The organism is Hyalangium versicolor (assembly GCF_020103695.1).
Lineage (GTDB): Bacteria > Myxococcota > Myxococcia > Myxococcales > Myxococcaceae > Hyalangium > Hyalangium versicolor.
In genome coordinates, this window is record NZ_JAHXBF010000016.1 from 94,125 (window position 1) to 108,297 (window position 14,173).

The window sequence follows — 14,173 nt, forward strand, 5'->3', positions numbered from 1 at the left end:
GGCAGAGGCATAAGCAGGTTCCGCACCAACGTGCCGGCGGGTGCGGTTCCCTAGGAGCGCGGAGCCTCCGGCCGGGCGAAACCGGGGGACACTGTCCGAACCTGGGACGGCGCGTCCCGGATGTGAACAGCCCGGCTACCCCACGGCGAGCCGGGAGAGCACCTCCTCGACATGGTCCCTCACGAAGGGCTTCTCCATGGTGGGGTTGGGTACCTGGGCGATGAAGGCCCGCGCCGCCTCCGTGAAGATGCCCCCCGTCATGAAGACGACCTGCCGCGTCAGCGCGGGGAACTGCTCCTGAAGCACCCGGTAGAACTCCATCCCACTCATGTACGGCATCATCAGGTCGCACAGGACCACGTCGAACCGCTCGCCCTCGCGCAGCCGATCGAGCGCCTCACGCGCCTCGGTGATGGTGACGAGTTCGTGGTTGTGGCCCAGCATCCGCTTCAACGCCGTGCCCACGGAGGGCTCGTCGTCCACCACGAGCACCCGCAGGACGCGCGGGAGTGGAGGCGGAGTACGAGGGATCTCGCGGCGGACGGGGGACTGACGGGACGGAGGGAACACCGCGCGGAAGCAGGTGCCCACCGAGGGGTGGCTGCGCACCTCGATCTCCCCGCCCGCCTCCGAGACGATCGCGTGCGAGATGGCGAGCCCCAGCCCCGTGCCCTGACCCACCGGCTTGGTGGTGAAGAACGGATCGAAGATGCGCTCCAGGTGCTGGGGCGGGATGCCGCAACCGTTGTCCTCCACCTCGACGACCGCGCGACCCTGGCCATCCATGAACGTGGCCACGCGGACCTGGTTCTCCGAGGTGCGATCCTCCGGCAGGGCCTGCACGGCGTTGATCAACAGGTTGACCAACACCTGGCCCAGGCGAGCCTCGTTCCCCACGACCGCGGGCACCGGCCCCAGCTCCTGCCGGACCGTGCAGCGGTGGCGCAGTTGGTGCGCGGTGACCTTGAGCGCCCACTCCGCCGCGGCGCGCAGGTTCGCCCGCTGCGCTGCCCCGGGTGAGCTCTGGGAGAAGGTCTTCAGATCCCGGACGATGTCTCGGATGCGATGGGCGCCCTCCAGGGCCTCTCCAAGAGATTCGTTCACTTCCTCCCAGAGCTCCTGCGAGGGCCTCCCGCTCAGGCTCGGCAGGCTCTCCCGCACGAACGCCAGGGACGCGGTGACGAACGAGAGCGGGTTGTTGATCTCATGGGCCACCCCCGCCGCCAGCGTGCCCACGGAGGCCAGCTGACTTGCCAATTGCAATCGCAGACGCAATTGCCGCTCCTCGGTGATGTCTCTCGCCACGAGGAGCAGCGAGCGCTCCTCGTCGAAGTCGACCTCTCGCAGCAACGAGGCCTCGACCACCACGGGCTCCCGCCCCTCTCTCAACAGCCGCAGCTCCGTGCGCTCGCCCTCCTCGGGTGGAACATGGTGCCGCGCGAGCATCCACCGACAACGCTCCTGATCCTCGGGCGCCAGCAGCGAGACGAGGCTCCGGCCCACGAGCAGGCTCGCGGAAGGAACTCCCACGCTAAGCGCCGCGCGAGCGTTGGCGAACCGGATCTCTCCGCTCGGACGAACGATGACGATGACATCAGGGATGTGCTCGATGATCTCGAGGAACTCGAGCTGCTGCGTCACCAGACGCTGTGTCCACGCGGCGTCGGTACTCATGGCCAGCCTGCCTGCGCTGGCTGTGTATAGACATTTCCCAGCATGGGTCCCCCCCACTGCTGAAAGCATCTGCTTCATGTAAAGATTCACATAGCCCAACGAGAGCCGCAATCCATTCCAAGCCGGAAAGCCCTCATCAAGCTTGGAATTCGTTTAGAGTGTTCTTGCCAGAACTGATGCGACCTCCGGACGGGCTTCTGTGCTAGACGGCACCGGCTTCAATCCCGCCTCACTGTTGCTCCGAGGAGAGCACCCATGGAAATCGCGAAGGACAGCGTCGTCTCGATCAACTACCGGCTGCATCTGGGGGACGGGAAGATCATCGAGGAGAGCGAGGAGAGCGACCCGCTCGTCTACCTGCATGGGTACGAGGAGATCGTCCCCGGCCTGGAGAAGGCGCTGGAGGGCAAGAAGGTGGGCGACTCCCTGAAGGTGCAGGTGTCCCCCGCGGAAGGCTACGGGGATTACGACCCCGAGGGCGTGGAGGAAGTGCCGCGCGAGGACTTCCCGGCGGACCTGGAGCTGGAGGAGGGCGGCATCGTCAGCGCCACGGACGACGAGGGAGACGAGGTGGACTTCCTCGTGAAGGAGGTGCGCCCCAAGACGGTGGTGGTGGACTTCAACCACCCGCTGGCCGGCAAGACGCTCCACTTCGAGGTGAAGGTGCTCGAGGTGCGCGCGGCCACCGCGGAGGAGCTCGAGCACGGCCACGCGCACTCGCCGGGCCACGAGCACTGAACCGAAGTCCGACTCGGATTCCGAACGATTCATTGCCCTCGGGATCCAGGACGGCTTTGGCCAATGCACACCCTGCCGCCATCCCCCTCCTCAATCCGCGGTGTGAGCTTGTGATCACGCGGAAGCTCTGCGCAAAAGAGCGCCACGTCCCAGCTGTCACCCCGCGTGACAGACCTGGGCACGGGCTTCTCGGGGGGAGGATTCAAGCGCCATGGTGGTTCAGCAGGTACGCGATGCCTCAGCGGCAACGTTCGACGTCTTCACGGAGAAGGAGTTGGCCGAGCACCGGCGCCAGGAAGGCGCACGGGTCATCTCCCACGGCGGCCACTACTGGGAGCAGAAGGGAGCCCCGGGGTTCTTCCAACCCGTGCACCTGCTGGTGCGCCTCACTCCCGAGGAAGCCACCCGCCCCACCCCGCTGAGCTGGGGCTACCGCGCGGCGTTGGCTCCCGAGGCCGCGGAAGCCGCCAACGGCACCGTCCCTGTCGTGCGGCTGCCCGACCTGGAGAGCTACGGCCCCGACTGCCTCTCCTCGAATCGCAGGAACAAGCTCCGCAAGTGTCAGCGCCTCGTACAGATCGTCCAGGTGACGGGGCCCGCGCTCCTCGCCGAGCAGGGCTACGACACCGTCGTCGACGCCCTGGCGAGGACCCAGCACAAGAAGCCCCCCACCCGTGAGAGCTACCTCGCGGACATCCAGAAGTACTTCCGAAGCTTTCACTGGTGCGTGCTCGCGGGCCTGATCGACGGCAAGCTCGGCGGCTACCTGGATGGCTTCGTGGTGGATGGCATCGCGTATGGCGTCAACGCCTACTACGCCACGTGGGCCCTGCCGACCAACATCTCGACGGGCCTCGTCTTCGAGTTCGCGCAGATCTGCCGCCGGTTCGGCAACGTCCACACGCTCGTGGGAGGCCTGGACGCTCGCGAGGTGCCTCAGCTCCGGCAGTTCAAGGATGACATGGGGTTCGTCGTGGATCCGGTTCCCATCAAGTGGGACATGAACGCGCTCGCGCAGACGTTCATCCGCTGGCACCGGCCCCACACGTACTACCGGCTCACAGGCGAGGCCTGAAGCCATCCCCGGGCGGACTCGCCCCGCAGGGCAGGTGATCTGTCATCCGCCCGCACCGTCCTATTCCCTTCCGGACAGCGGACACGCGCAGCGGCTTACGCGTGCCTCCCCGGTGCCGGAAGAATCGGTTTCGGAGGTTTCCGATGAAGCGCGTCCTGTTGATGACCGGGATGCTCTGCCTGAGCGCGTGCGCCTGGGGTCCTGGTATGCACATGGACGAGGACGCCTTCCGGGAGCGGTATGCCGGCAAGGCGGACGGAGGCCCCGACGACGCGTTCGAGATCGTCTCGATCGATGCGGCACTGCTCAAGAAGCAACAGGAGACTCGCCTCCAGGAGCGTCCCGCTCCGAGGCAGGATCCGCTGGCCCAGGCCGCGGCGGACTACGACTACCGCGTGACGGCCCATGACGTGCTCAGCGTGATCGTCTGGGATCACCCCGAGCTCACGATCCCGGCGGGCGAGTTCCGGCCCGCCGAGGCCACCGGCCATCCCGTGTCGGCGGATGGGACGATGTTCTACCCCCATGTCGGAGTGATCCAGGTGGCGGGCAAGACACTGCGCGAGATCCGCGAGCTGCTGACGCAGCGCCTGGCGAGCGTCATCGAGCGCCCCCAGCTCGACGTGCGCGTGGTGGGCTTCCGAGGCCAGAAGGTCCAGGTCACCGGAGAGGTGGCCGCGCCCAGCAGCATCCCGATCACGGACGTGCCCCTGCGAGTCCAGGACGCCATCAGCCAGGCCCGAGGACTCACTGCGGAGGCGGACCTGCGTGAAGTCACCCTCAGCCGGGGTGGAAGGACGTTCGCTCTCGATCTACAGGCGCTCTACGAGCAGGGCGATGTCAGCCAGAACTGGCTCCTGCAGGACGGAGACATCCTCAATGTCCCGGATCGCAGCCGCAACAAGGTCTTCGTCCTGGGCGAGGTCCGCAAGCCCTCCTCGCGACTCATGGTGAAGGGCCGGATGACGCTCGCGGAGGCCATTGGCGACAGTGAGGGCTTCGATCCCGTCAGCTCGAACCCCTCCAAGGTCTACGTGATCCGAGGGAGCTTCGACCGGCCCTCCATCTACAAGCTCGACGCGCACTCGCCGGATGCGCTCCTGCTCGCCACGCAGTTCCAGCTTCAACCACGCGACGTCATCTTCGTCTCGGCGCACAACTTGACGCGGTGGAATCGGATCATTACGCAGATCCAGCCAACAGTTCAGCTGCTCTGGCAGGCGATGGATACGGGGAACCGAGCCGTCATATTGCAGTCCCCATGACGAGTACCCCCGGCTCAAAGGACATTGCCCGCTCCAGCCAGGGAGCCTCCGACGACGAGCTCGACCTGGGCAGTTACCTGGGAATCCTGCTCGAGTATCGAGCATCGATCATCGTGATGCTCGCCCTCACGTTCCTGGGGGGAGTGCTGTACCTGACGGCGACGGCGCCCATCTATCGCGCCAGTGCCACCCTGCAGATCGAGCAGAAGACCAGCAGCCTCGGAGATCTCGACCAGCTGCTCGCTCACTTCTCCGGGGAGACCTCCACCGAGATCGAACTCCTCAGCTCGCGGACCCTGCTGGGCCGCGTCGCGGACGAGCTGCACCTGGAGCTCGACGTTCGGCCCCGGTACTTCCCAGTGCTGGGGGCAGCGCTCGCCCGCGCCCACACGGGACCGGGCCTCGCCAGCACGCCCCTGTGGGGACTGGACCGGTTTGCCTGGGGAGGAGAGCGCCTCCAGGTGGAGCGGATCCACGTGCCTTCGGAGCTGGAGGACGTTCCGCTCACACTCGTGGCGGGCGAGCCCGGCGAGTACACGCTCCTGGGCAGGAACTCCCAGGTGCTGCTCCAGGGACGTGTCGGGAGTCCCGCAGCGGCACCACCGGGGCTGCCCCAGCCGGTCGAGCTCCTCGTCTCCGAGCTCATCGCCCGCCCGGGAACGCAGTTCCGGGTGACGCAGCGCTCCCGCTCCCAGGTAGTGGAGGAACTCCAGGGCGACTTGCGCCTGACCGAGAAGGGCCTCAACACCGGCATCCTCGCCGCGACGCTGGAGGGAGAGGAGCCCGGGAAGATCGCCTCGATCCTCGAAGCCCTCTCCCTCCACTACGTCCGCTACAACGTCGAGCGCAGGAGCGAGGACGCCGAGAAGACGCTCGTGTTCCTCGACTCGCAGCTGCCCGGCCTGCGCCAGGAAGTGGAGCGTGCCGAGGCGGCCCTGAGCGCCCACCGCTCCGGGAAGGGGAACGTCGACCTGGGGCTGGAGGCCCAGTCGATCCTGGAGCGGAGCGCCAACCTCGAGAAGTCGATCTCGACGCTCCTGCTCGAGCGCTCCGAGCTGCGGCAGCGCTTCACCGAGAGCCACCCCACGCTCGTCGCCACGACCCGCAAGCTGGCGCGGCTGCGGACCGATCAGGCGGCGCTCAACTCCCAGCTCAAGGCCCTGCCGGAAGCGGAGCTCGAGTCCGCCCGGCTCATGCGCGACGTGAAGGTAGCCAATGAGCTGTACCTCCAGCTCAACAACAAGGCGCAGGAGTACCGCGTCCTGAAGGCGAGCACCGTCGGCAATGCGCGCATCGTCGATGTGCCCGTGGTGAGCCGCGTTCCCGTGCGGCCCAGCAAGCCCGGTGTGGTCGCGGTCAGCCTCGTGCTGGGGCTGACGCTCGGCATCGCGCTCGCCTTCGCCCGCCAGGGACTCCGTCGAGGCGTGTCGTCCCCCGCCGTGATCGAAGCGGAGTTCGGCGTTCCCGTCTTCGCCACCCTCCCCTCCAGCCCGCTTCCGTCGCGGCCCCGACGGAAGCGGGCGTCTTCGGGCGAGTGGCTCCCCATCCTGGCCCGGACCCAGCCGCACGATCCCGTCATCGAGAGCATGCGCGGACTTCGGACCCGGCTCCTGCTCGCGCTGGAGTCCTCCCGCAACAACGTCATCGCCATCACCGGCCCGAGCCCGAGCGTGGGCAAGTCCTTCGTCTCGCTCAACCTCGCCTGCGTGCTCGCGGACTGTGGAAAGCGCGTCCTGCTGGTGGACGCGAACCTCCGAGGGAGCTGGCTCCACCGCTGCTTCGCCACCGAGCGTGCCCAGGGACTCTCCGAACTCCTCGGCGGATCGATCCCCCTGGAGAAGGCCATCCGAAGGATTCCCGGGCAGAGCCTGTCCTTCCTTCCCACCGGCACCCTTCCCTCCAATCCCTCCGAGCTCCTGCTGAGCGCCCGGTTCAAGGAACTCGTGACGCAACTGTCGGCTGAGCACGACCTCGTCCTCATCGACACGCCTCCCATCCTCGCCGTGACGGACGCGGCGCTCGTGGGGCGACACGCGGGCGTGAACCTCATGGTGGTGCGCGCCGGAGCCCATCCGATGAAGGAGATCGCGGCGGCGCTCCACCGGTTCGAGCAGCACGGCACGCCGGTGCAGGGGGTCATCCTCAACGGAGCGCCACGCTCGTCGAGGGCTCGCGCCGCGAGCGGCATCTACCAGTACGACTACCCGACCGTGAGCTGAGCGAAGGCTGGAGCCCCCATGAGCTGGATCCGACGCACAGCATTGGGCCTCATTGCCGCGCTCTACGTGCTGGCGGGCCGCTGGGGATTTCACAGGCTCGCCTCCGCGGAGCCCGACCCGAATCCGTTCCTGGAACTCCGGCTGTGGATCGTCATGGGCGGGCTGATGCTCGCGGCCGTGGGGCTGGTCCACCGGGCTCACCGTCCAGCACGCTCGAGAGAGACTCGGATCGACACCCGGCTCACCACCGCGCTGCTGCTGTTCTTCGGATATCTGGCGACCAGCGCGCTCTGGTCTCCCGACGCGAGCTTTGCCCTGGCGAAGCTCTACGATCTCGCCCTCGTCTGCGTGATGAGCGTGGGCTTCGGGCTCGCCTCGCTCCGCCAACCCTCGGAGCGCGTGCTGGATGCGTTCTGGGCCGTGGTGGTCACCGCCACCGCGCTGCTCGCCGTCACGGGCGTGCGCCAGTTGCTGGGCGGCGGCGGGGGAGCACGGCTGGCCGTGCTGGGAGGAGGACCGAACATCTTCGCGCGGCTCATGGGGCTGCTCGCGCTCGGCGCGCTGTACTTCTGGTACCGCCGGGGACAGGCCTGGCTTTGGATTCCCCTCGCGGCCACGGGGGTGATCCTCGCGCTGCTCACCGGCTCCCGTGGGGGCTCGGGAGCCATCATCGCCGGCATCGCGACCTTTCTCATCGTGGGGCGAGTGCCGCTGCGCCGGATCGCCATCCTGTCGCTGCTCGCCACGGCCGCCGTCGTGATGGTGACGCTGCTCTCGCCCCTGGGCCAGGCGCTCAACCGCTCTGTGGAGGAGCGCTTCCTGCGCCTGACCCTGAAGTACGACGGAGGCAACGCCTCGGAGAGCAAGGTGTACCTCTCCGGGCGCGAGGTCCTCTATCAAGCCGCCTACGAACTCGGGCTCGACCACCCGGTGGCGGGAGCAGGGCTCTCGGCATTCCCGGCGCTGGGACTGGGCGTCTACCCCCACAACCTCTTCCTGGAGGTGTTCTGTGAGGGAGGCGTGCTGGGTCTCGCGTTCCTCGCCTGGGTCCTGCTCACCTTCGTCCGCACGGTCCTGCGAGCGCGCGGCGGGCTCGATGGCGCCACCGTCGGAGCCGCGGTGCTGATCCTGATCGGCAGCCAGTCCAGCGGAGACCTCTACGACTGCCGGGCGCTCTACCTGCTGATGGCGATGGCCGCGTGCACCTCGGCCGCCGGGCGCCGCTCCGCTCCTGCCTCACTTCCTCAAGCCCTTCCCGCAGCTCACCCCGTCGTTCCCGGAGTCACGTGACATGAAGATCATCTACCTCCACCAGTACTTCAACACCCCCTCGATGCACGGTGGAACCCGTTCCTACGAGCTTGCCCGCCGGCTGGTGGGAATGGGCCACGAGGTGCACATGGTGACCTCGGACACGCAGCCCTCTCCGGGCGCGAAGGGCTGGCGCGTATCGAACGAGAGTGGAATCCGCGTGCACTGGCTCCCGGTGCCCTACTCCAACTCCATGCAGTACACGGACCGGATGCGCGCCTTCGGCCACTTCGCCGTCAACTCCGCGCACCGGGCCACCCAGCTCACGGGGGACGTGGTCTTCGCCACAAGCACGCCGCTGACCATCGCGGTCCCGGGCATCTTCGCCTCGCGCTGGAACCGGAAGCCCATGGTCTTCGAGGTGCGGGATCTCTGGCCCGCCATTCCCATCGCCGTCGGCGCCCTCAAGAGCCGCCCCGCCATCGTCGCCGCGCAGATGCTCGAGCGGGCCGCCTATGCGGGAGCGGCGCACATCGTCGCGCTGTCGCCCGGAATGAAGGCCGGGGTCGAGGCGGCGGGCGTATCCTCGGAGAAGATCACCGTCATCCCCAACCTCTGCGATCCGGAGCGCTTCCAGGTTCCGACATCGGCGGGTGCGGAGTTCCGGCAGAAATACTCGTGGCTCGGGGATCGGCCCATGGTGCTGTACGCGGGCACGCTGGGCCTGGTGAACGGCGTGGACTACCTCGTGCGGATCGCCGCGGACATGGTCAAGCGCGACCCGGAGGTGCGCTTCGTCATCATGGGCCAGGGCCGGGAGGAGAGCACCCTGCATACACTCGCTGACCGGCTGGGCGTACGCGAGCGCAACCTCTTCTTCCTGCCCAGCGTGCCCAAGGCCGAGGTCCCCAAGGTGCTCTCCGCGGCCACCATCGCCACCTCCCTCTTCACGGACGTGCCGGGCATGCAGGACAACTCCGCGAACAAGTTCTTCGATGCGCTCGCTGCGGGCCGCCCGCTCGCGCTCAACTACGGAGGATGGCAGGCGGAACTCGTCGAGCAGGAGCAGTTCGGCCTGTGCCTGCCGTCCAAGGATCCCACCGCCGCCTCGGAACTGCTGGCCAACCGGCTCCGAGACCCCCAGTGGCTGGCTGACGCAGGGGCACGGGCCCGGCAGCTCGGCCAGGAGCGCTTCTCGGCGGACACCGCGGCCCGCAGGCTCTCGGCGGTGCTCCAACAAGTGGTGGCCAACGCGTGACCCGACAGCTCCAGCGGTCGGTGGGCGGGAACTTCGCGTGGACCCTCACGGCCGGGCTGGTGTACGCGCTCGCGCAGTGGGGGGTCCTGGTCGCCTATGCGCGGCTGGGCACCATGGAGCTGCTCGGCGAGTTCGCCCTCGGCCTGGCGATCACCGCGCCGGTGATGCTGCTGGCGCGGATGCAGATGCGCACCCTCCAGGCCACCGACGCCCGGGGCATCTACGCGTTCGAGCACTACCTGGGGCTGATGGTGCTCAACGTGCTCGGAGGCGTGCTGGTGTGCTGCGCCATCGCCCTGGTGGCGGGGTACTCGGCGCGTGCCAGCCTCGTCATCGCGCTGCTGGCGCTGGCCAAGGGCTTCGAGGCCGTCAGCGAGGTGTTCTACGGCGCCCTCCAGCGAACCGAGCGGATGAGCCTCATCGCCCGCTCGATCATCGCCAAGAGCGTGCTCTCCGTGGTGCTCGTGGCGCTCGCGCTCCTCCTCACGGGGAGCGCGGTTGTCGCGGCGGCGGCCCTGGGCCTCTCGTGGGCCATCGTGCTCTTCCTGTTCGACTCGCAGGCATACCGGCGCGAGTTCGGAGGAGAGCGCCCCTGGGGCCTGCTGTGGCGGACACCCTGGCGCCACGAGGGACTCCGGCTGAAGGGCCTGCTGGGGCTCGCCTACGCGCTCGGGATCACGGCCCTGCTGGGTTCGCTGCGCCCCAATGTCCCCCGCTATGTCCTGGAGGCACGCTTCGGCCAGGCCGAGCTGGGCATGTATGCCGCGCTCGCGTACCTCACGGCGCTGGGAGGCCGGGTGGTGCATGCGCTCGGGCAGGCCGTCAGTCCCCGGCTCGGGCGTTATCACACAGCCGGAGATCAACACCGCTATGGCCGCATGCTCCTGAGCTTCACGGGAGGTGCCGCGCTGGTGGGCGTCTGTGCCATCACGGGCGCAGCGCTGTTCGGCCGCTGGGCACTGACGCTCCTGTACGGAGCAGCCTACGCCCAGAACCCCTCGCTGTTCATCTGGCTGATGGTGGCCGCCGCGCTGGAGTACGTCTGCGTGAGCTTGCAGATCGGACTCACGGCGGCGAGGGAGCTGAAGGCCCAGGCGCTCATGCTGGCCGCCTCCATCGTCGTGGTCGCGCTGGGCAGCGCGTGGTGGGTGCCCTCCGTGGGGCCCGTGGGTGCGGCATGGGCGCTGGCGCTGGGCTGGTTCGTCGAGCTGGTCTGCAGTGCGTGGCTCACCTGGCGCGCCTGGAGGCGGATCGGGCTCCAGGAGGCGGCCGTCCCATCCCGCGTCGCTCCCGAAGTGGACGCCGCGCCCTGAGGCCGACATCGCGTGACGGCGGATGTTCGGACACGGACAACCGGATCCGGCTCGGGGGATCGTGGTGAGCATTCAGCAAGGCGCCTACTTTCCTGCACGCTTGAAGCGCGCGGCGCTGCTGGGAGGCCGAAACGAGCCTCTCGGCAGTGCCTTGGGATGGGCGAGGGCGGGGGGGGAACCTTCTCATCAGGCAGGCGGACATGAAGATTGCAGTGATTGGTACGGGCTACGTGGGCCTCGTGGTGGGGGCTTGCTTCGCGGACTCTGGCAACGACGTGGTCTGCGTGGACATCAACGCCGAGAAGATCCGGCAACTGCGCGCGGGAGAGGTGCCCATCTACGAGCCGGGGCTGGAGGAGCTCCTCGTGCGCAACGTGCGCGAGGGGCGGCTCTCCTTCACCACGGAGCTGGCGAGCGCCGTGGGCAACTCACAGGTGGTCTTCATCGCCGTGGGGACACCCGAGGGCGAGAATGGAGACGCGGACCTGCGCCACGTGCTCTCCGCGGCCGAAGCCATTGGCCGAGCCCTGAAGCAGTACACCCTCATCGTGGACAAGAGCACCGTCCCGGTGGGCACGGCGGAGCGGGTCCGGCGCACCATCGCCTCGGTGACGCAGGTCGCGTTCGACGTGGTCTCCAACCCCGAGTTCCTCAAGGAGGGCGCGGCGATCGAGGACTTCACCAGACCGGACCGCGTGGTGATCGGGACGAACAGCGAGAAGGCACGCACGGTGATGGCGGACCTCTATTCGCCCTTCATGCGCACGGGCAGCCCGCTGCTCTTCATGGATACCGCCAGCGCCGAGCTGACGAAGTACACGGCCAACGCCATGCTGGCTACGCGCATCTCCTTCATGAACGACATCGCCTGCCTCTGCGAGCGCGTGGGCGCGGACGTGGAGATGGTGCGCAAGGGGATCGGTACGGACAAGCGCATCGGGCACTCGTTCCTCTTCCCGGGTGTGGGCTACGGCGGAAGCTGCTTCCCCAAGGACGTCAAGGCGCTCGGGATCACCGCGAGGGACGCCGGCCTCGAGTTCGATCTGCTGCGCGCCGTGGAGCGCACCAACGAGCGGCACAAGCGCCTGCTGGTGACCAAGGCGGTGCGCCACTTCGGCTCCTCGCTCGAGGGGCGCAGGGTCGGGGTATGGGGGCTCGCCTTCAAGCCGAAGACGGACGACATGCGAGAGGCGCCCTCCATCGAGATCATCGAGGGCCTGCTGGCCAAGGGGGCCCAGGTCACCGCGCATGATCCCGTGGCACTGGAGAGCGCACGGCGTGTGTTCGGCAACCGCATCACCTATGCCCCGGGCCCCTACGCGGCGGCCGAGGGGATGGATGCGCTCTTCATCGTCACCGAGTGGAACGAGTTCCGGCACCCGGACTTCGATCGGCTGAAGCACCTCATGAAGACGCCCGTCATCTTCGACGGCCGGAACCTCTTCGAGCCCGAGCGGATGCGCCTGCGCGGGTTCACCTACTTCTGCCTGGGGCGCACCTGAGCGCGGGGCCTGCGATTCACACCGGAGGGAGAACACCATGAAGCGACAGGCTGGAGCGGGGCTGTTCCTCAAGCAATGCATCGACCGGCTGGCGGCCGCCACGGGGCTCGTGTGCCTCGCGCCGGTCATGGCCGGCACAGCGGTGGCCGTGCGGGCCTCAATGGGCAGCCCCATCCTCTTCCGGCAGATCCGCCCTGGCCGCGGAGGCAAGCTGTTCGAAGTCCTGAAGTTCCGCACCATGCGCGACGCGAAGGGCGCGGACGGCAACCCGCTGCCCGATTCACAGCGCATCACACGGGTCGGGAAGTTCCTGCGCGCGACGAGCCTGGACGAGCTCCCCCAGCTGTGGAACGTGCTGCGAGGAGACATGAGCCTGGTGGGCCCGCGCCCGCTGCTCGTGGAGTACCTGCCGCGCTACTCCGCCGAGCAGGCCCGGCGCCATGACGTGCTGCCGGGCATCACCGGCTGGGCCCAGGTGAACGGGCGCAACGCCCTGAGCTGGGAGGAGCGCTTCCGGCACGACGTCTGGTACGTGGACAACTGGAGCCTGTTGCTGGACGCGAAGATCCTCGCGCTGACGCTGCTGCGAGTCGTGCAGCGCCAGGGCATCTCCTTCGAGGGCGAGGCGACGATGTTCAAGTTCCAGGGTTCGGGCAGCAACGTCATCCCATACCCGCGTGCCGTCCCTGACCCTGGTGTACGGCCCGTACCACCTCGGCCACCCGCGCAAGGTCATCTGGGGTGAGGTTGGAGCCGGAGGGCAGGCACAGCCCGTTCTGGAACAACTCCTCCGCCACGCGGCCGCCTCGCTGCTTGAAGGCAGCGAAGACCGGCTGCAGGTGCATGGGCTTCCAGACGGGCCGGGCCTCGATGTCCTCCCGCTCCAGCGCCACGCGCACCGCCTCCCGGTCCGCGCCGAAGCGCATCGGATCGATCGTTATCGTCGTCAGCCAGCGCGTGTGGCGGCCCCAGGGAGCCTCGGGCATGAAGGTGATCCCGGGCAGGCCTCCGAGGGCTCGCACGTAGAAGGCGTAGTTCCTGCGCCTCGCGGCGACCCGATCCTCCAGCACCCGCAGCTGCCCACGGCCGACCGCCGCCAGCACGTTGCTGAGACGGTAGTTGTAGCCAATCTCGGAGTGCTGGTAGTGCGGCGCCGGGTCGCGCGCCTGCGTGGAGAGCTTGAGCGCGTGGCGGACGAGCGCTTCGTCATGCGACACCAACATCCCACCGCCCGAGGTGGTGATGATCTTGTTGCCATTGAAGGAGAAGATGCCCACCCGGCCGAGCGTGCCAGGGACGCGTCCCTTGTACGTGCTGCCCAGCGCCTCGGCCGCGTCCTCCACGACGGGCACGCCGTAGCGCTCGCATACGGACAAGATGGGGTCCATGTCCGCGCTCTGTCCGTAGAGGTGCACCACGACAACCGCGCGTGGCAGCCGCCCGGACGCGGCGCGTGACTCGAGCTCCTCGGTCAGCAACGCGGGATCCATGTTCCACGACGTGCGCTCGCTGTCGATGAAGACGGGAGAAGCCCCCAGATACCGGATGGGGTTCACCGAGGCCGAGAAGGTGAGCGTGCTCACCAACACCTCGTCTCCCGGGCCTACCCCGACCAATTGCAGGGCCAGGTGCAGCGCGGCCGTGCCGGAACTCAGCGCGAGCGCGTGTTGGGTTCCCACGCAACGGGCGAACTCCTCCTGGAACGCGTCGACATGAGGGCCCAGCGGCGCGACCCAATTGCTCTCGAACGCCTCGTTGACGTAGCCGCGCTCGAGCGAGCCCATGTGAGGCGATGACAGGTAGATACGCCGGGGCATGCAAAGACTCCTGGGAAGAGGACGACACCGGGCCGTGAACCCGGCGCGCCCAGGAGACTGT

The 14,173-nt window shown here is 68.1% G+C and carries 11 protein-coding genes; 9 read left to right on the plus strand and 2 right to left on the minus strand.

The features are described 5' to 3' along the window. Positions 1 to 135: 135 nt before the first annotated feature. Positions 136 to 1,674, minus strand: a complete 1,539-nt coding sequence (locus KY501_RS30755) for a hybrid sensor histidine kinase/response regulator (RefSeq protein WP_224367197.1) — start codon at positions 1,672 to 1,674, stop codon at positions 136 to 138. Between the two features lie 255 nt (positions 1,675 to 1,929). Between KY501_RS30755 and KY501_RS30760 the strand changes: the two genes are divergently transcribed. The 9 genes from KY501_RS30760 to KY501_RS30800 all read left to right on the plus strand — a co-directional run bounded on the left by KY501_RS30760 (position 1,930) and on the right by KY501_RS30800 (position 13,040). Next, positions 1,930 to 2,412 (plus strand): FKBP-type peptidyl-prolyl cis-trans isomerase, encoded by a 483-nt coding sequence (locus tag KY501_RS30760; RefSeq protein WP_224367198.1) that lies wholly within the window; start codon positions 1,930 to 1,932, stop codon positions 2,410 to 2,412. A gap of 211 nt (positions 2,413 to 2,623) precedes the next feature. Next, a complete protein-coding gene (locus tag KY501_RS30765; RefSeq protein WP_224367199.1) occupies positions 2,624 to 3,487 on the plus strand; it encodes a hypothetical protein in 864 nt (287 codons plus the stop codon). Positions 3,488 to 3,630: 143 nt separating this feature from the next. Then, the gene (locus KY501_RS30770; protein ID WP_224367200.1) at positions 3,631 to 4,752 is read left to right on the plus strand and encodes a polysaccharide export protein; all 1,122 of its coding nucleotides are present in this window, start codon (positions 3,631 to 3,633) and stop codon (positions 4,750 to 4,752) included. After that, a complete protein-coding gene (locus KY501_RS30775) occupies positions 4,749 to 6,971 on the plus strand; it encodes a polysaccharide biosynthesis tyrosine autokinase (RefSeq protein WP_224367201.1) in 2,223 nt (740 codons plus the stop codon). Before KY501_RS30770 ends, KY501_RS30775 begins: the two co-directional genes overlap by 4 nt. 18 nt (positions 6,972 to 6,989) lie before the next feature. Next, positions 6,990 to 8,261, plus strand: coding sequence for an O-antigen ligase family protein (locus tag KY501_RS30780; RefSeq protein ID WP_224367202.1), 1,272 nt, complete (start codon positions 6,990 to 6,992; stop codon positions 8,259 to 8,261). 1 nt (position 8,262) lies between these two features. Continuing rightward, a complete protein-coding gene (locus tag KY501_RS30785; protein WP_224367203.1) occupies positions 8,263 to 9,480 on the plus strand; it encodes a glycosyltransferase family 4 protein in 1,218 nt (405 codons plus the stop codon). Next, complete coding sequence (locus tag KY501_RS30790; protein WP_224367204.1) at positions 9,477 to 10,793, plus strand: lipopolysaccharide biosynthesis protein; 1,317 nt, start codon at positions 9,477 to 9,479, stop codon at positions 10,791 to 10,793. Before KY501_RS30785 ends, KY501_RS30790 begins: the two co-directional genes overlap by 4 nt. A gap of 200 nt (positions 10,794 to 10,993) precedes the next feature. Next, positions 10,994 to 12,295, plus strand: coding sequence for a UDP-glucose dehydrogenase family protein (locus KY501_RS30795; protein ID WP_224367205.1), 1,302 nt, complete (start codon positions 10,994 to 10,996; stop codon positions 12,293 to 12,295). Positions 12,296 to 12,332: 37 nt separating this feature from the next. After that, entirely contained in the window at positions 12,333 to 13,040 is a 708-nt protein-coding gene (locus tag KY501_RS30800) for a sugar transferase (protein WP_224367206.1), read from the plus strand. Here the strand turns inward: KY501_RS30800 and KY501_RS30805 are convergent. Continuing rightward, positions 12,958 to 14,112, minus strand: a complete 1,155-nt coding sequence (locus KY501_RS30805; RefSeq protein ID WP_224367207.1) for a DegT/DnrJ/EryC1/StrS family aminotransferase — start codon at positions 14,110 to 14,112, stop codon at positions 12,958 to 12,960. The genes KY501_RS30800 and KY501_RS30805 overlap by 83 nt on opposite strands. Positions 14,113 to 14,173 lie beyond the last annotated feature (61 nt).